Origin of the sequence: Tistrella mobilis KA081020-065 (genome assembly GCF_000264455.2) — a bacterium.
Classification (GTDB): Bacteria; Pseudomonadota; Alphaproteobacteria; order Tistrellales; family Tistrellaceae; genus Tistrella; species Tistrella mobilis.
Genome location: NC_017957.2, coordinates 213,428 through 230,646, shown reverse-complemented (window position 1 = coordinate 230,646; position 17,219 = coordinate 213,428). Strand labels below are relative to the sequence as shown.

The 17,219-nt window shown below is 68.8% G+C and carries 13 protein-coding genes and 1 pseudogene; 12 read left to right on the top strand and 2 right to left on the bottom strand.

Going from position 1 to position 17,219, the window contains the following annotated elements:
• Nucleotides 1–110 precede the first annotated feature (110 nt).
• Nucleotides 111–1,619 carry a SulP family inorganic anion transporter gene (locus TMO_RS18945; protein ID WP_014747287.1) on the bottom strand — a complete coding sequence of 503 codons (1,509 nt, stop codon included), beginning with the start codon at nucleotides 1,617–1,619 and terminating at the stop codon, nucleotides 111–113.
• Nucleotides 1,620–2,220: 601 nt separating this feature from the next.
• Here TMO_RS18945 and TMO_RS29750 point away from each other — a divergent pair.
• The 11 genes and pseudogenes from TMO_RS29750 to TMO_RS29740 all read left to right on the top strand — a co-directional run bounded on the left by TMO_RS29750 (nucleotide 2,221) and on the right by TMO_RS29740 (nucleotide 15,407).
• Nucleotides 2,221–6,999 carry a CHASE domain-containing protein gene (locus TMO_RS29750; RefSeq protein ID WP_014747286.1) on the top strand — a complete coding sequence of 1,593 codons (4,779 nt, stop codon included), beginning with the start codon at nucleotides 2,221–2,223 and terminating at the stop codon, nucleotides 6,997–6,999.
• 43 nt (nucleotides 7,000–7,042) lie between these two features.
• Entirely contained in the window at nucleotides 7,043–7,537 is a 495-nt protein-coding gene (locus TMO_RS18935) for a nuclear transport factor 2 family protein (protein WP_014747285.1), read from the top strand.
• 114 nt (nucleotides 7,538–7,651) lie between these two features.
• Nucleotides 7,652–7,951: a hypothetical protein gene (locus TMO_RS18930; RefSeq protein ID WP_041606879.1), complete on the top strand. Its 300-nt coding sequence runs from the start codon at nucleotides 7,652–7,654 to the stop codon at nucleotides 7,949–7,951.
• Nucleotides 7,948–8,379, top strand: a complete 432-nt coding sequence (locus TMO_RS18925; protein ID WP_014747283.1) for a PIN domain-containing protein — start codon at nucleotides 7,948–7,950, stop codon at nucleotides 8,377–8,379. Before TMO_RS18930 ends, TMO_RS18925 begins: the two co-directional genes overlap by 4 nt.
• A 25-nt stretch (nucleotides 8,380–8,404) precedes the next feature.
• Nucleotides 8,405–8,573 (top strand): annotated as a pseudogene (locus TMO_RS18920) (IS5/IS1182 family transposase); the annotation flags it as partial.
• A 111-nt stretch (nucleotides 8,574–8,684) separates the two neighbouring features.
• Nucleotides 8,685–9,449, top strand: a complete 765-nt coding sequence (locus TMO_RS31320) for a hypothetical protein (RefSeq protein ID WP_187297853.1) — start codon at nucleotides 8,685–8,687, stop codon at nucleotides 9,447–9,449.
• 33 nt (nucleotides 9,450–9,482) lie between these two features.
• Complete coding sequence (locus tag TMO_RS18910) at nucleotides 9,483–9,911, top strand: hypothetical protein (protein WP_014747280.1); 429 nt, start codon at nucleotides 9,483–9,485, stop codon at nucleotides 9,909–9,911.
• A 61-nt stretch (nucleotides 9,912–9,972) separates the two neighbouring features.
• On the top strand, nucleotides 9,973–10,833 hold the full coding sequence (locus TMO_RS29745) for a helix-turn-helix domain-containing protein (protein WP_014747279.1): 861 nt from the start codon (nucleotides 9,973–9,975) through the stop codon (nucleotides 10,831–10,833).
• A 139-nt stretch (nucleotides 10,834–10,972) separates the two neighbouring features.
• Entirely contained in the window at nucleotides 10,973–13,174 is a 2,202-nt protein-coding gene (locus TMO_RS18900; RefSeq protein WP_145978288.1) for a TonB-dependent receptor, read from the top strand.
• Between the two features lie 5 nt (nucleotides 13,175–13,179).
• A complete protein-coding gene (locus tag TMO_RS18895) occupies nucleotides 13,180–14,436 on the top strand; it encodes an MFS transporter (protein ID WP_014747277.1) in 1,257 nt (418 codons plus the stop codon).
• A 41-nt stretch (nucleotides 14,437–14,477) separates the two neighbouring features.
• Entirely contained in the window at nucleotides 14,478–15,407 is a 930-nt protein-coding gene (locus TMO_RS29740) for a methyltransferase domain-containing protein (RefSeq protein ID WP_145978287.1), read from the top strand.
• 19 nt (nucleotides 15,408–15,426) lie between these two features.
• On the opposite strand, the gene TMO_RS18885 is transcribed toward TMO_RS29740, so the two are convergent.
• Entirely contained in the window at nucleotides 15,427–16,182 is a 756-nt protein-coding gene (locus TMO_RS18885; protein ID WP_014747275.1) for an SDR family oxidoreductase, read from the bottom strand.
• A 100-nt stretch (nucleotides 16,183–16,282) separates the two neighbouring features.
• On the opposite strand from TMO_RS18885, the gene TMO_RS18880 reads away from it, so the two are divergent.
• Nucleotides 16,283–17,212, top strand: a complete 930-nt coding sequence (locus TMO_RS18880; RefSeq protein WP_014747274.1) for an AraC family transcriptional regulator — start codon at nucleotides 16,283–16,285, stop codon at nucleotides 17,210–17,212.
• Nucleotides 17,213–17,219: the final 7 nt, after the last annotated feature.

The following is a 17,219-nucleotide window of genomic DNA, read 5'->3' as shown; positions in this document are numbered from 1 at the left end:
TCCCTGTCGATTCCGTGCAGCCCGCCTCACGTCGCCCTTGATCGGTCGGCGGCGGGTGATCGGGCCGGGCGGCCGCGGCGGGCCGCCCGGCCTCCGTCAATGCCCCACCGTCAATGCCCCGCCGGCCGCCCGGCCGCACCCGGCTTGTCGTGCAGCGCCAGCCGGTCGACGATCGAGGCGCTGGCCTCGTTCAGGCCCAGGATGTCGACGCGGGTGCCGTGGCGGCGGAATTTCAGCACCACGGCATCAAGCGCCGCGACGCTGGAAATGTCCCAGATATGGGCGCGGGAGACGTCGATCACCGCCCGCTCCAGATCCTCTTTGGTATCGAAGCCGGACTGGAAAATCTCGGCCGAGGCGAAGAAGACCTGGCCTTCGACCAGATAGGTGCGGGTGCGGCCGTCTTCCGACAGCGTCGAGGTCACCCGCACGATGCGCGAAATCTTCCAGGCAAAGAACAGGCCCGAGAGCAGCACGCCCACGCCCACCCCGATCGCCAGATTATGGGTGGCGATCACCGTCACCACGGTCGCCAGCATCACCAGGCTCGACACCCGCGGATGGGTGGCCAGTTCCTTCAGCGACGACCAGCGGAAGGTGCCGACCGAGACCATGATCATGATCGCGACCAGCGCCGCCATCGGGATCTGCGCCACCAGATCGCCGGTAACGACGATCAGGAACAGCAGGAACACACCGGCGCAGAAGCAGGACAGCCGGCCGCGGCCGCCGGATTTCACGTTGATCACCGACTGGCCGATCATCGCGCAGCCGGCCATGCCGCCCAGAAAGCCCGTGACCGTGTTGGCCAGGCCCTGGCCGAAGCATTCCCGGCGGCGGCTGCCGCTGGTGTCGGTCATCTCGTCGACGATGCGGGCGGTCATCAGGCTTTCGAGCAGGCCGACCGCGGCGACGCCGGCCGAATAGGGCAGGATGATCTTCAGCGTTTCCAGCGTCAGCGGCACGTCGGGGATCAGGAAGGCCGGCCAGCTGGAGGGCAGCTCGCCCATATCGCCCACGGTGCGCAGCTCCAGCCCCATCGACAGCGCCACCACCGTCAGCACCACGATGCAGACCAGCGGCGAGGGCACCGCGCGGGTGAGATGGGGGAAGAGATAGATGATGGCGAGCCCGGCCGCGACCATCGGATAGGTGATCCAGGGCACGCCGATCAGTTCCGGCAGCTGGGCCATGAAGATCAGGATGGCGAGTGCGTTCACGAAGCCGGTCATCACCGAGTTCGACACGAACCGCATCACATAGTCGAAGCGGAGCAGCCCGGCCAGGATCTGGAGCAGGCCGGCGAGCACGGTGGCGGCCAGCAGATAATCGAGCCCGTGATCGCGGACCAGCGAGCCCATCAGCACGGCGGTCGCGGCGGTCGCAGCCGAGATCATGCCCGGCCGGCCGCCGGCGATGGCGGTGACGACGGCGATCGAGAACGAGGCGTAGAGCCCGATCTTGGGGTCGACGCCGGCGATGATCGAAAAGGCGATCGCTTCGGGGATCAGCGCCAGCGCGACCACCAGGCCCGAAAGCAGGTCGCCGCGGATATTGCCGAACCATTCGGCGCGAAGCCGGCCGCGCGGGCCAGCCGATGGGGAGGATTGCGTGGTCAAGACGGACGTCTCCGGACGGTTTGCGACTGCGGCAGCCGGGCGGCCGGCGACGCGGTCGGGACAGTTTCTTGCGGAAGATGATTCTTGCGGAAGATGAGAGGGGGGTTCGGGGCCGCGGGGCGCGATGGACCAGGGAACAACGATACGCACGAGCAGGCCCCGCGGCCGGGCGGAAGCCAGGCGGGCGGGCCACGTCAGTCTCGGGCGGTACCGGTCCGGGTCTACATCGGTCGCAGGCTACATTCCGAAGAGGGGCACATCCTGAAGACGGATGCCGGCTGCCGCGTTGCAGCATGATCCTGGTTTATCGTGCTGCGCCGCGAAATGCAAGCCCGCCGGGAGCCGCCTGCATGCGCATGAATAACCCGCGCACCCGCATGATCACTGCATGGTTCTTCAAATATATGAAAACTAAGTATCTGCCCTTACCCCACATCATGACTGAATACCCGGAGAGGTATTCTTCATCTGGCGGGCCGTTAAGGACTTTGTGACGTTTCGGATCTACACTTTGCAAAACAGAGCCGATCCAACAGCCGGAATCCCGCGCGTGCACAACGCCACTGAACAGCCAGATCCCGCCCCGCGGGAGACGCCCCCATTGTCCGGATCCGCCCGGCCCGGCCGCAGCGCGCGGCCGTATCCGGCTGCGGCGCTGCTCCTGATCCTGGGGCTGGTCGCGGCGGTACTGGGCGGGGTCTGGCAGCATCAGACCAATCAGACGGTGATCGGCAACCGGTTCCGCCTGACCGCAACCGATATGGCGGGTCGCATCGCCGACCGCATCCACACCTATGAATACGGGCTGCAGGGGGCCCGCGGCGCCCTGCTGGTGGGCGGCGACCGCGACATGACGCTGGCCGCCTTCAGAACCTATGCCGCCAGCCGCGACATCGCCCGGGAATTTCCCGGCGCGCTGGGCTTCGGGGTCATCACCCGGCTGCGCCCGGGCGAGGAACAGTCCTTCATCGCGCGTGAGCGTGCCGACGGCCGGCCCGATTTCGCCATCCGCCGCCTGACCGCGCATGAGGGCGAAAGCTGGATCATCCGCTATATCGAGCCCACAGCCCCGAATGCCGGCGCGGCGGGACTGGATATCGCCTCGGAAATCTCCCGCGCCGGCGCCGCGCGGGCGGCGATGATCAGCGGCGAGGCTGCGCTGACCGCGCCGATCACCCTGGTCCAGGCGACGGGCGCCCGCGATCGCGGTTTCCTGCTGCTGCTGCCGGTCTATCGGCCGGGCATGCCGCTCGGCACCGTCGCCGAACGGATGGCCGCCACCACCGGCTGGACTTATGCGCCGCTGGTGATCGACGATGTTCTGGCCGGGACCGGCCACGACGACAGGCCGGTGGAGCTGTCGATCCGCGACGTCACCGACGACCCCGAGGCCGAGGCATTTCACCGCAGCGCCGGTTTCGCCACCAGTCAGGTGCTGACCGAAACCCTGCCGATCCGGGTTTTCGACCGCAACTGGCTGGTGACCATCGGCGCGGGCGCGCCCTTCGTCGCGTCGCTGAACCTGGCCCATCCGCTCTACACCACGCTGGCGCTGAGCGTCATCGCGCTGCTGCTCGCGGCGCTGTTGCAGATGCATCTGGCGCGGCTGGAGCGTCAGCGCCTGTCGGCGCAGGCATCGCAGCGCATGGCGGCCGATCTGGAGCGCCAGGTGGCGGCCCGCACGGCCGAGCTGGCCGAACGCGAGATCCGGTTCAAGGCACTGACCGAGCTGTCATCGGACTGGTACTGGGAAACCGATGCCGACGGGCGCTTCACCGCCATGTCGCCGGGGGTGCTGAAAATCGGCCTGGACCCGGCGCAGATCCTGGGCCGCACCCGGCGCGAACTGGTGGCGGATACCGCGCAGCCGGGCTTCCGGGCCTATGCCGAGGCCCTGGCCGGGCGGCGGTCCTTCCGCAACCTCTGCTACGACATCTTCGACGGTGTGGGCCGGCTGCGCCATGTGGAGATGAACGGCGAGCCGATCCTGGACGATGCCGGCAACTTCCGCGGCTTCCGCGGATCCGGCCGCGACCTGACCGAGCAGATGCAGGCCAAGGCCGCGCTTGCCGAGCGCGAGGCGCTGCTGGATGCCGTGTTGCAGACCATCGACAACGGCATTGCCGCCTTCGGCCCCGATCTGCAGCTGCTGGCCTGGAATGCCCGGTTCGAGGATCTGCACGGCATCGCCCCGGGCCGGCTGGTCGTGGGCCAGGATCTGGGCGTGGTGGAGATCGCCTGCGCCCGGGGGACGGCGGCCGATCTGGCCCGGCTGCGCGATCTGATCGCCGCCGACGACGCCATCCTGACCGAGCCCTTCGAGACGACCCATGAAGACGGCCGGGTGATCGAAACCCGGGTCAGGCGCATGCAGCGCGGCGGGCTGGTGACGAGCTGCGCCGACGTGACCGAAGAGCGCGGGCACGCGGCCGAAATCGTCCGCGCCCGCGACATGCTGTCGGGCATAATGCATGCCTCGCTGAACGCGATCATGACCATTGAACCCGTCCGCGACGAGGCGGGACGGATCGACGATTTCCGCATCGTCATGGCCAATGCCGCCTTCGTCCGCAAGACCGGCGTGCCGCTCGACAAGGCGATCGGCAACACGCTGAAGACGCTGCGCAGCCGCGAGGGGCCCGAACTGGTGGCGCGCTATGCCGCGGTGGTCGACAGCGGCGAGCCGGCCCTGTTCGACCATGCCGCCCGGCGGGAGAGCGGCGACCGCTGGTTCCGCGTTCAGGCGGTGCGGCTGGGCGAGGGCTGCGCGGTGACCTTCTCCGACGTCACCGAAATCCGGCGCGGCGAAGCACAGCTGCGCGAGAGCGAGGCCCGGCTGCAGGCGCTGTTCGGCACGCTGGGCGTTGGCATCGTGGTGATCGGCGCAGACGGCCGCATGGCCATGGTCAATGCCGCCACCGAGCGGCTGTTCGGCTGGCCGGCCGATCGGATGATCGGGCAGAACGTGGCCATGCTGATGGATCCGGAACTGGCTGCCGCCCATGACGGCTATGTCGCCCGCTATGTGGCCGGCAGCCCGCCCAGGATCATCGGCATCGGCCGCGAGCTGCAGGGAAGGCGCCAGGATGGCAGCAGCTTCCCGATCGAATTGTCGGTGGGTGAGTTCGTCACCGATCAGGGCCGGATGTTCGTCGGCGCGATCACAGATCTCACCATCCGCAACCGGGCGATCGTCGAACTGCGCGAGGCCAATGCGCAGCTGGAACGCCAGGCCAGCGAACTCGCCTCGCTCGCCACGGCGCTGGAACGGGCGAAGGTCATGGCCGAGACCGCAAGCCAGGCCAAATCCGACTTCCTGGCCAATATGAGCCACGAGATCCGCACGCCGATGAACGGCGTGATGGGCATGACCCAGATCCTGCTCGGCACCCCGCTCGACGACGAGCAGCGCGGCTATGCCGAAACCGTGCGCGACAGCGCCGAAGCCCTGCTGGTGGTGATCGACGACATCCTCGACATCTCGAAGCTTGAGGCCGACAGGGTCGAGCTGGAACACCTGCCCTTCGATCTGACCGGGCTGCTGGATGGCGTCGCCGCGATCCTGGCGCCCCGGGCCCGCGATAAGGGCATCGAGATCGCCTGCATGGCCGAACCCGACACCGGCACCGGCTGGCTGGGCGATCCCACGCGGCTCAGGCAGATCCTGCTCAACCTGGCCGGCAATGCGGTGAAATTCACCGAACGCGGCCATGTCGCCGTCACCGTGCGCGACCTGGGTCCGGTGGCTTGCGAAGATTGCGAAGATGTTGGCAACGAAAGTGGCGAAGATTGCGAAGGCCGGTCCGGAGGGGCCGACCGGCCAGGAACCGACCACCGGCGCCTGCTGTTCGAGGTGCGCGATACCGGCATCGGCATGAGCGCCGACCAGACCGCAAAGCTGTTCCATAAATTCGCCCAGGCCGACGCCTCGATCACCCGCCGCTTCGGCGGCTCGGGGCTGGGGCTTGTCATCTGCCTGAAACTGGTCGAGCTGATGGGCGGCACGATCTCGGTCGACAGCGAGCCCGGCCGGGGATCGGTCTTCCGCTTCGAGGTCCCGCTGGAGCGGACGACGCTGCCCGCACCCCCGGAGGGCGGCGAGGGGCTGGAGGCCGGATTGCGCGGGCGGCGGGCGCTGATCGTCGACGATCTGCCGCTCAACCGCCGGGTTCTGGCCCATCACCTGGGAGAGCTGGGCATGGAGATCAGCGAGGCCACCGACGTCGCCGAAAGCCTGCACCTGCTGGAAAAGGCCGCCCAGACCGGCACGCCGGTGGATCTGGTCGTCACCGATCTCAATCTGGGGGGCATGGATGGTGCGATCCTCGGCACCTGGCTCAGGCTGCATCCACGGTTTCAGACGGTGCGCACGATCCTGGCCGCCTCCTCCCCGCCCTCGGCCGAGGCGGCGCGGGTCTTCGACGCGGTGATCACCAAGCCGATCCGGCGGGGGGAGCTGATCACGGCCCTTGCCCGCAGCTTCGGCCTGTCGCCGCCGCCGGCGGCATCGGCCGAGGCGCCGCCATCCGCCCCCCTCACGGCCGGGCGCCGTGTGCTGCTGGTCGAGGACAACACCGTCAACCAGGCGGTCGCCTCGACCATTCTGGAAAAACAGGGCTATCGGGTGGCGGTGGTCGAAAACGGCGCCGAGGCGATCGAGGCCTGCCGGGCCGATGATTTCGACCTGGTGTTCATGGATGTGCAGATGCCGGTGATGGACGGGATGGAGGCGACCCGCCGCATCCGTACCGCCGAGGCAGAGAGCGGCCGGCCGCGGACGCCGATCGTCGCCATGACCGCCAACGCCATGGCCGGCATGCGCGAGGAATACATGGCCGCCGGCATGGACGACTTCGTGCCCAAGCCCTTCCGCGCCGAAAAGCTGCTGGCCATGGCCGCCCGCTGGACGGCGTGGAGGGACCGGGTCGCTCCCATAACCGCCAGCATCGCGCCCCCGCCGCCCGCGGCGGCGGCGGCGGCCGACGACATGTCAGACCTTCTGGACGAGGCGCCGATGACCACGCTCCGCGGCATCATCTCGGCCGAAACGCTGGCCTCGATGGTGGTGAGCTTCGAATCGACCGGCCGCCAGCAGCTCAGTGAGGTGGCCGCCGCCCTCACGATCGGCGATCAGGACCGGTTGCGCCGGCTGGGCCACGACATGATCTCCGTCGCCGGCAATTGCGGGCTGACCGCGCTGATGCAGGCGGGGCAGGCCCTGCAGGCGGCGGCCGGGGCCGGCGATCAGGCCGCCATAGAGACGGCCACCGCCCGCATTGCCGCCATCGGCCAGCCTTCCTGGGACCTGTTCCACCGTCGCTTCGCGGCGGCAGACGACGAGGTGACGCAGAGAGCCGACGGCGGGCATACTGGCGGATGACACGGCGCCGGATCATGAGCGCCGCCCCGGGAGGACCGCCCCCATGACCACCGCAACCGACCCCGCCACCGCCACCGCCACCGAAGCCCTGCTCACCCGCTTCGCCGCCGCCGTCGAGGCGAACGACGCCGCGGCGCTCGCCGCCTGCTTCACCCCCGACGGCATCTATGACGACTATTTCTTCGGCCCCGAACAGGGCCCCGACGGCATCGCCCATATCCTGGCGGGCTTCTACAAGGGCGGCCGCGATTTCCGCTGGCAGTTCCACGACGTGCTGGCCGGCCCCGGCCGCGCCTGTGCCCGCTATCGCTTCAGCTATCGATCCACCGCCCCGGAAGCCGCCGGCACCCGCGTCTGCTTCGACGGCATCGCCTGGCTGGACCTGTCACCGGACGGCCTGATCCGCCGCTATTCCGAAGTCTTCGACCGCGGCATGGCGCTCGCCCAGCAGAACTTCGCACCCGAGCGGATCGCCCGGATCGGCCGGCGCTATGCCGAGGCGCTGAAGGCGCGGGCGGAGTGGGTGGGGCATCTGTGAGGGGCCCCGCCGGTACGACCTGAACGGAGGGGGCTGCCTCAAGCCGCGCGCCCCTCCGCCTTGTCCCTCCGCGACTTACCGGATATATTACAGGGGAGCGCAGGGGAGACGCCGATGGGAAACTCGCAGAAGCGCGCCGTTCAGAACTACCGGTCCCGATTGAGCGAGAGAGGTCTGGCGCGCTTCGAAGTGCTCGGGCGCGACATGGATCGCGATCTCATCCGTGCGCTGGCGCGCCGTCTGGCCGAGGATGGCGCCGATGCGTCCAGACTGCGCGCGATGGTCGGCCAGGCCCTCTCCGGTGACACGCCCGGGAAAGGCGGCATCCTGGCTGCTCTTCGCAGATCGCCCCTCGTCGGCGCCGATCTCGACCTTGCCCGCCCGCGCGAAGACGGGCGCAAGGTCAGGCTGTGACGCGCTATCTTCTCGATACCAACATCATCAGCAATGTCGTCAAGCCAGAGCCCTCGGAGCTGTTGCTCGCCTGGTGGGCGGAACAGCGGGACGACGATCTGTTCATCTCTTCGCTGACGATCGCCGAAATCCGTCGCGGCATTCTGGAAAAACCCCGCGGCAGGAAGCGTGACGCCCTTGAGGCCTGGTTTGCCGGCCCCGAGGGACCGCAGTCGCTGTTCGCCGGTCGCGTCCTGCCCTTCGACGACAAAGCCGGCCTCATCTGGGCCCACCTGATGGCCGAGGGCAAGGCCGCCGGCAGGCCAGGAAGCGGTCTCGACATGATCATCGCCGCCACCGCCCGCGCCAATGACTGTCTGGTGGTGACGGACAACGAGAAGGACTTCGCCGGCATTCCGTTCATAAGCCCCATGCGCGGGGCGGGCTGATGAAGAATGGTCGCCGGTGGAGCCGCTGATCCCGCCTGCCGACATCCAGGATCGGGACGGTGCATTGTCGGTGCTGACGGAGATCCGCCGCCTGTTCCCCTTCATCGAGCGCATCTTCACCGATGGCGGCTACCGCAAACGGCTTTCAGATCCTGCCCAAACGCAGGATCATCGAACGGCCCTTCGGATGGCTCTGGCAGTCCTCCGCCTCGCGATGATCCGAATTATGATGCGGAGAATCGCAAGGAGCAGGAAACCAGCCAACGTCTCGGGCGAATTCCAACCAAAATTATTGGAGGACGATCATGGAACCGAATTTCCTGTGTGGAACTTTACGGTCTCGTTTATTGGAAATGGCTCGTAAAGATGTACTCAAGTGGTGCGCCGCTCCTGGTATCAACATTGGTCGCTTCCCATCGGATCAGTACTGGTTGACCATCTTCAGTTCGACATCGAGATATGAAATTAGCGAGAGCGATGCACGTCTTTTCCTTGTGACCTTCCGACTTGCCCGGACAGGAACCTGGAATTATGCGGCTGTTGCCAAAGTCATTATGGACTTCCGTCAGTCCAAATATGGAGATGCAGACCCAAATAATTTGATAGAGTCGCTGGCGAAGGCCTTACAAGAGGCCGACGCGCAAAACCGGAGCCACATCTCAGCTGCCAGTAAGATCGCCGTATTTTCCTGGCCAAATCTTTGCATATTCATTTGGGACACCATGGCGCGCAGGGCCGCCCGGGCGCGACGGCGAATTGAACTAGAGAACCCAGGCCTCCTGTCACAGGATGATCAGGTGATTCTCAGGCGCGGCACGGCCAGCTATCCCACCTACCATAGCGCCTGTACCGTCCACTTCGCCCTCGAAAACCAGCGCCAGGATTTCCAGACCGCAACTGCCGGGCTGATCGATGAATTGCGGCGCCGTGAGGGCCCTTTGTCCCGCAGTGGGAACATCTCCGACGAATTCATCGCCCGCCGCCTGCTCGACAAGCTCATGTTCTGGGAGGGCCAGTACCTCAGGACCGGAGAACTACCAGACCATATCGATTGCCCCCCCTCCCCATAGTCCCGGGATCGATCCTTCAACGAAGATCTCAGGATGGAGGCTTATCTCTATCGCAGCCGAATCCGGCAAAGCCAGTGCTGGTTGTCGGTGGTGGCGCCCGGGTCGTGGTTGGCGACGCCGCGGGCCGCCTGCCGGGCGTTGGCACTGCTGCTCGCACTCGATGCCGAAGGCATTCGAGGGACCGGTGACGGCGTCGCGCTCGATCTGCGCGCCGACCCCGGGAATGTGCTGAAGGCGCTATGCCGGATCGCCGACGCTCCGCCACCGGATCCGCTGATCCTGGCGCAACGGATCGGCAACAAGATTCAAAACAAGTTCGACCATCTGCTCGACGATGATCTCCTGGCCGTCGATGCGGCAGCTGCCAGGCTGGAGACCGCCGCACTGCCCGGCATTGCCCGCAGTCTTGTTCAGGCGTTGAGCGGATCACCCGGAAGCGGGGCCGCTCTTCATCCAGATTGACACCCCACCCCTACCCTCCCCATCATCCCCGGATCCCTCCCCTCCCAGAAAAGGCCCCAGGATGGAAACCGTCACCGCGGCCGGGCTGGAGATTTACCTCTATCGCAGCCGGATCCGGCAGGGCGAGTGCTGGTCGTCGGTCGTGGCGCCCGGGTTGTGGCTGGGGACGCTGGCGGCCGGGCGGGTGGCGGTCGGCGGGGCCGGAGAGGCGGATGAGCCGGCGGCGCCGGCCGACTGGGTGCCGGGGATGGCGGCGCGGTTCTGGGCCGCCCGCGGGTTCGAGAGCCGGCATACCGCCCGGGCCGACGGCACCATTGCCGGGGTGTTCCTGCGCGTGCTGCCCGAGGCGGTGGAGGATCTGCTGGGGCCCGATGGCGCGCGGCTGGCCGGCGGGGCCGGGCGGGAAGCGGCCAGCGTGCCGGTTTCCATGGGGCTGGTCTGGCGGATGCTCGGCACGACCGGCACGGGCACGGCGCGGCGGCTGCATCTGACCGCGGCAGCCCTGCATCTGCTGGGCCATGTGGTCGAGGCGGGCGATGCCGGCGGCACCGGTTCCGGACGTGATGCCGTGGCCCGTTCCCGCGGCGACGTGGTCCTTTCCCCCGGCGATATCGAGCGGCTGCACGCCGCGCGGGACCTGCTGCTGCGCGACCTGGCCGCCCCGCCCCCGGTGCCCGATCTCGCCCGCGCGGTCGGCCTCAACGCCCGCAAGCTGGGCCGCGGCTTTCAGGCCCTGTTCGGCAGCCCGGTCTATGCCTTCGTCAAGAACCGCCGCCTGGACGAGGCCCGCCGGCTGATCGAGGACGAGGGGCTGGGCATCGCCGAGGCCGCCTGGCGGGTGGGCTACAGCCCGGCCCATTTCTCCACCGCCTTCCGCAAGCGCCACGGCCTGCCGCCCGGCGCCGCCTGCGGCAGGCGCTGACCGCCCGCGGCAGGCGCCGGCCGGCGGCGGACAAAACGCGCAAGACTGAGTCCGGATCGCGAAAGCCGGCGCCATGGATTTCGGCAGCCATATGGTCGTTAATGCGTCTCATTCGCATATGACCTGCGGGATGCCAGCCATGACCTCGCCGATGCCGCCTGCCCTCACACGCCCCATCCCGACGCGCCCCCTTCCGAGACGCCCCCTCCTGGCCCGCCCCCTCCTGGCCCGCCGCCTGCTGACCAGCGCGGCCCTTGCGGCCGCCCTGCCGTTGATGCCGGCCCCGGCTCTGGCGGAAGAGGTGGCGAGCGAGGCTGCGACCGGCGGCGCCGTCACCCTGGAACCGCTGACCGTCACCGCCCGCCGCCGGGCGGAGCAGGCGGGCGACGCGCCGGTCGCCGTCACCGTCATCGCAGCCGACCGGCTGGGCGAGGCGGGGGTGCGCGATCTGGACGATGCCGCGCGGGCCGTGCCCAACGCCACCTACAGCCCCCAGGGCGGACCGCTGACCATTCGCGGCATCGGCTCTCTGGGCATGAGCGGCGGGGTGGACCGCCAGCCCGGTGTCGGCCTGTTCGTCGACGACGTCTATATCGCCCGGCCCAACGGCTATCCGACCGCGTTTCAGGATCTGGACCGGGTGGAGGTGGTGCGCGGCGCGCAGTCGACGCTCTACGGCAAGAACACCATCGGCGGCGCGGTCAATCTGGTCTCGCCGGTGCCGGGCGCCGATCCGGGGATCACCGCCACGGCCGGCCTGGGTAGCGACCGGCGGCTGGAGATGCAGGGTGTGCTCGACACGCCGCTGGGTGAGGCGGGTGCGGCCGCCGATCTGGCGGTGCGGGCCATGATCGGCCTCACCCGCGATGACGGCTTCATCCGCGACGATGCGTCGGGAAATCGCCTGGGCCGCACCGACCGCATGGCGGCGAAACTCGCGATCGGTGGCATGCTGGATGATGCGACCGAGGTGATGATCCGGGCGGATCTGTCACGTGATCGCGATGATGGCGGGCTCGCCTATGCCCCCCTGCCGCTCGCCTTCGACCACCGCTCCACCCACGATACCGAGGGCGAACGCAGCCTGGACACCGCCGGCCTGTCGGCGAAGCTGACCCATGATTTCGGTGCGGTGGTGCTGAGTTCGGTGACCGCGATCCGCGGCCATGACCTGGACCATGTGCTCGACGGCGATTTCATGGCCCTGCCCTATTACGTTCAGGCCCAGACCGAGGAACAGCGCCAGGTCTCGCAGGAACTCCGCCTGTCCAGCCCCGAGGACGGCCGCCGCTTCGGCTGGAGCACGGGGCTGTTCTACATGCGCGAGGATTTCAAGGCGGCGCAGTTCTACGATTTTACCACCGTGCCCCGCGCCGACTGGAGCCGCAGCGGCTTCGACCAGACCACCGACACCGCCTCGGCCTTCGGCGAGGCACGGGTGCAGGTGCTGCCCTCGGTCGATGTGACGGCCGGGCTGCGTTATACCCGCGAATGGAAAGACACCACGTCGGAGATCACCAGCCCCTCGGGCAATATGATGATGGGCGCGCCGATGCGGGTGTCGGGTGATGCCGATTTCGACGACGTCTCGCCCGAGATGACGATCCGCTGGCGGCCGGTGGCGCACGGCATCACCACCTTCGCCCGCGTCGCCCGCGGCTTCAAATCCGGCGGCATCAGCCCCTATCCGGAGCTGGACGGCAGCATCAACCGCTACGACCCGGAAACCGTCACCACCTTCGAGATCGGCGCCAAGACCCTGTGGCTCGACGACCGGCTGGCGATCGACCTCACCCTGTTCCGCAATGACTGGAAGGATCAGCAGGTGGTGATCTACACCAGCCCGCTGACCCGGGTGCTGCGCAATGCCGCCCGCTCCACCTCGGAAGGTGCCGAGATCGAGGCCCGGGCGCAGATCGCCGAAGGTCTGGGGCTGCGCCTGGCCTATGGCTATCTGAACGCGCATTTCGACGATTTCGTCGACAGCATCCAGGGGGCGGATTATTCGGGGCAGGACCTGCCCTATGCCCCGGAACACACCCTGGCGCTGGGGCTGGACCTCAACCGGCCGGTGGCGCCGGGGGTCGATCTGGTGGCAGGCGTCGACTATTCCTGGCGCTCGTCGATGAGCTTCACCCCCGCCTCGGATTATCGCCAGGGCGAAACCCATCTGGTCGACGGCCGGATCGGCTTCGATACCGGCGCCTGGGCGGCGACGCTCTGGGCCCGCAACCTCTTCGACGAAGAATATCTGACCTATTATTACGACATGGGCGGCAGCGATGTCGGCGTCGCCGGGCGCGGCCGCAGCCTGGGCCTGACCCTGACCGGGCGGTGGTGAGCGCCATGACCGGTCAGGCCACAACCACGACCTCCGCCACCGCTGAGCCGCACACGGCCCCGGGCCTGCTGCTGATCGGCGCGCTCTACATCGCGCAGGGCCTGCCGATCGGCTTCGCCTTCGAAGCCCTGCCGGTGCTGCTGCGCCGGGCCGGCGTGCCGCTGGAGATGATCGCCTGGGTATCGCTCGCAGGGCTCCCCTGGGTGCTGAAACCGCTCTGGGCGCCGCTGGTGGACAACAGGGGCGGCCGGCGCCTCGGCCGCAGGCGCGCCTGGATCATCCCCATGCAGCTGATCCTGGCCGCGGCCATGGCGGGCCTCGCCATGATCGCCGACTGGCAGGCGGCGGCCCTGCCGGTGGTGGTGCTGACGCTGATCGCCTCGATCGCCTCGGCCACCCAGGATACCGCCACCGACGGGCTTGCGGCGGAACGGCTGCATGGCGGCCGGCTCACCCGCGCCAATGCGCTGCAGAGCGGCGGCATGATGGCGGGCTTCATGCTCGGCGGGTCGGGGCTGCTCTGGGCCTCGGGCCATCTCGGCGTGCAGGCGGCACTCGCCGGTCTGGCCGGGCTGCTGCTCGCCGCCCTGCTGCCGGTGCTGGGCTGGGCCGAACCGCCGGCGGACCCCGATCGCCACGACCGGCCGCGGGCACGGCTCCGCGCCTATTTCCGCCGGCCGGGGGCCTGGCCGGTGCTGATCGCCGGCATCGGCTTCGCCCTGCCCTATTCGGGCGGGCTCGCGCTCTCGAAGCTCTATCTGACCGATGCCGGCATGGCGCTGGACCGGATCGGCCTCATCGGCATCGCCGGCAGCCTGGCGATGATTCTGATCGGCTGCCCGCTGGCAGTCCGGATGATCGGGCGCCACGGCACCGGCCCGACCCTCGTCTCGGCCCTGGTCCTCACGCTTGCCGCCCTCGGCCTGTGGCTGTTGCCCGTGGCGGGGCTGGTGGCCCCCGATCTGGCGGTCGTGCTGCCGGCATCCATCCTGCTCGGCACCGCCGGCGGGGCCGCCACCACCGCGGCCGCCACGCTGATGATGCGCTTCGCCGCACGGGGCAACCAGGCCGGCACCGACGTCACCATCCCCCAGGCGGCGCAGGTGGCGGGCGAGACCCTGAGCGGCGGCGTCGCCACCGGCATCGCCGCCGGAACCGGCTATGCCGGCGCGCTGGCCGCCGTGCTCGCCGCCGGGCTGGCGGGCCTCGTCGTCACCCGCGCCATGCTCGCCCGCCCGGCGCTGCGACGGCTCGACGACTGATCCGCCCCCTGATCCCTGCCCCTCAACAAGGCCATATCCCCATGAGCGCGACCTTCATGGACCGACTGACCGATCGCATCGCCCGCCGTCCCGGCGGGCTGATCGGCCGGTTGATCTACCGCCACCCCGCCGGTCACGAGACCAGTTTCGCGATGACGCTGGATGCCCTGCATCCGGGGCCCGGGGACCGCCTGCTCGATCTCGGCTGCGGCGGCGGCGTCTTCATTGAACGGGTGCTGGCGCGGGGCGCCTCTGCCGCCGGGCTCGACCACAGCCCCGACATGGTGGCGGAAACCCGGCGGCGCAACGCCGCAGCCCTGGCCGCCGGCCGGCTGGAGCTGCACCAGGGCGATGTGGCCCGCCTGCCCTTCGCGGACGGTGCCTTCACGCTGGTGACCTCGCTCAACGCCTTCTTCTTTTTTCCGGAACCGCAGGCGGCCATCGCCGAGATGGCCCGGGTCCTGGCCCCCGGCGGACGGCTCGGCATCGTGACCACCCCGCCCGACCAGGCGGCGATGCTGAAACGCTGGTTCGGCCCGGTGGCCGCGCGCATGCGTCTGGATGCGCCGGACAGCCTGGCCGGCTGGATGGCCGATGCCGGCCTGATCCCGGGCGAGGTGAAGCCCGTCCGACAGGTCGGCTATCTGATCACCGCCCGCAAGCCGGCGATGCCGGCGTCGATCGGTGCCGAGATCACCATGCCCGGCTTCCACGGCCGGATCACCGGCCGCCTGGGCCCGGCCACCGCGCCGCTGCTGGTGGTCGAGGCCCGGGTCGATGGCGCCATCCCGCCCCATGCCGCAGCCGCCGACGAGCTGGTCGTGGTGCTGGACGGCCGCCTCCGTGCCCGGACGGACGGGGCCGAACATCTGCTCGGCCCCGGCGACCATCTGATCGTGCCGGCGGGTACTATTCACGAGGCGGCGGCCGAAACGCCGGCCCGGCTGCTGCTGGTGGGGCCGCCGGAATAGGCGGCCGCGCAAGAGGTGATCAATCGGCCCGGCAGGCCGCCCGGGCAAGCGCCACGGCGTCGGCGCCGGCCGGAAAATGCAGCCGGTCCGAGACGTCGTTGACGGCCTGCCAGACCGCTTCGGCCACATCGCTTTCCCGGGTTACCATCGCAGGCGTCGCGAAGCCGGCGAAAACGGGGGCCGCGAAGGCCCGGTAGGCCTCAGGGACAAGCGCGTCGACCGGCAGCGGGATGTTCTGAGCAAAGCGGGTGGACGGGGCGTAGCCCGGTTCGACCAGCCTGACGCGGATGCCGAAGACCGCCAGTTCATGGGCGAGCGACCCCGTAAAACCCTGGATAGCCTGTTTGCTGGCAGTATAGACGGCGGCCAGAGGCATCGGGGCGAGCGTCGCGCTGGAGGTCACATTGACGATCACCCCCGATCGGCGGCTGCGGAACTGCGGAATGACGGCCTGGGTCATCGCCAGCACGCCGAAGGTGTTGGTCTCGAACAACCGGCGGATATGCAGCATCGGCGTGGCCTCGAAGGCCCCCACGATGCCGATGCCCGCATTGTTGACCAGCGCGTCGACCGGCCCCGCCGCATCGATGGCCCATCGGATGCTGTCGGGATCGGTGACATCCAGCGGCAGCACGCGGATGCGGTCGGAGGCGGGCAGCAGCCCGTCCTGCGGAGTCCGCATGGTGGCGGCAACGCTCCAGCCCTCGGCGTGGAAGCGGTGGGCGGTTTCAAGGCCATAGCCGGACGAACAGCCGGTGATCAGAACGGTCTTCATCGCGAAACTCCCGTGTTCGAGGTTGACGCAGCAGATCTACCCTCGACAATCAGGACCAACATCAATCAGGCGTCGGTATTTCGTTGGCATCCGTCCGGAAATGAGCGACCCCCTCGCACAGATCATCACGCTCATGCGTCCCCGTGCCCTGTTCTCGAAGGGGATCACCGGCGTGGAACCCTGGGCCGTGCGTTACGAAGCCTTCGGGCGGCCCGGCTTCTGTGTGGTGATGGAGGGCCGGTGCCGCCTGGCCGTGGAGGGCGAGGATACCGTCACCCTCGACGCGGGGGATTTCGTGCTTCTCCCCGCAACCCCCGCCTTCACGATGTCGGGCCTTCTGCCCGCGACGCCGACGCTGATCGTGCCCGACGCGGCACCGGCGCCGACGGAGGAGCGTCGGCACGGCCGGCACGGCGATGCGCCGGACGTCCGGCTGTTCGGGGGCCATGTCGTCTTCGAGTCCCCCGACGCCCTGCTGCTGGTGTCGCTTCTCCCGCGCATGCTCCATTTGCGCGGCGTGCCGCAGCTTTCGGTGCTGGTGCGGCTGATCCGCGACGAGGCGGCGCACGACAGGCCCGGCCGCGAACTGGTGCTGACCCGCCTGGTCGACCTGTTGCTGATCGAGGCGCTGCGCGCAATGCCGGGGAAGGATATGCCGCCCGGCTTGCTGCGCGGACTGGCGGATCTGCGGATCGCGCATGCCCTGCGGCAGATCCATGGCGATCTGGAACGGCACTGGACGGTGGCGGACCTCGCCCGCGCAGCCGGCATGTCCCGCTCGGCCTTCTTCGACCGCTTTACCCGCATCGTCGGACAGAGGCCGATGGAATATCTGCTCGCCTGGCGAATGGCCGTCGCCAGGGACCTTCTCCGCCGCCGGGACCTTCCGCTCGACGAGGTGGCCCGGCGGGTCGGCTATGGCTCGGCCAGCACGTTCAGCATCGCGTTCAGCCGCCATGTCGGCCAGCCGCCCGGCCGGTATGCAAGGGGCGGGCAAAGCAGATCCCCGTCAGGAGGTGGCGCCACCTGACGGGGTA

Coding starts and splice junctions, on each gene's coding strand:
- TMO_RS18900 (WP_145978288.1), top strand. CDS start 10,973: ATGACCTCGCCGATGCCGCCTGCCCTCACACGCCCCATCCCGACGCGC.
- TMO_RS31320 (WP_187297853.1), top strand. CDS start 8,685: ATGGAACCGAATTTCCTGTGTGGAACTTTACGGTCTCGTTTATTGGAA.
- TMO_RS18930 (WP_041606879.1), top strand. CDS start 7,652: ATGGGAAACTCGCAGAAGCGCGCCGTTCAGAACTACCGGTCCCGATTG.
- TMO_RS29740 (WP_145978287.1), top strand. CDS start 14,478: ATGAGCGCGACCTTCATGGACCGACTGACCGATCGCATCGCCCGCCGT.
- TMO_RS29745 (WP_014747279.1), top strand. CDS start 9,973: ATGGAAACCGTCACCGCGGCCGGGCTGGAGATTTACCTCTATCGCAGC.
- TMO_RS18880 (WP_014747274.1), top strand. CDS start 16,283: ATGAGCGACCCCCTCGCACAGATCATCACGCTCATGCGTCCCCGTGCC.
- TMO_RS18910 (WP_014747280.1), top strand. CDS start 9,483: ATGGAGGCTTATCTCTATCGCAGCCGAATCCGGCAAAGCCAGTGCTGG.
- TMO_RS18885 (WP_014747275.1), bottom strand. CDS start 16,182: ATGAAGACCGTTCTGATCACCGGCTGTTCGTCCGGCTATGGCCTTGAA.
- TMO_RS18895 (WP_014747277.1), top strand. CDS start 13,180: ATGACCGGTCAGGCCACAACCACGACCTCCGCCACCGCTGAGCCGCAC.
- TMO_RS18935 (WP_014747285.1), top strand. CDS start 7,043: ATGACCACCGCAACCGACCCCGCCACCGCCACCGCCACCGAAGCCCTG.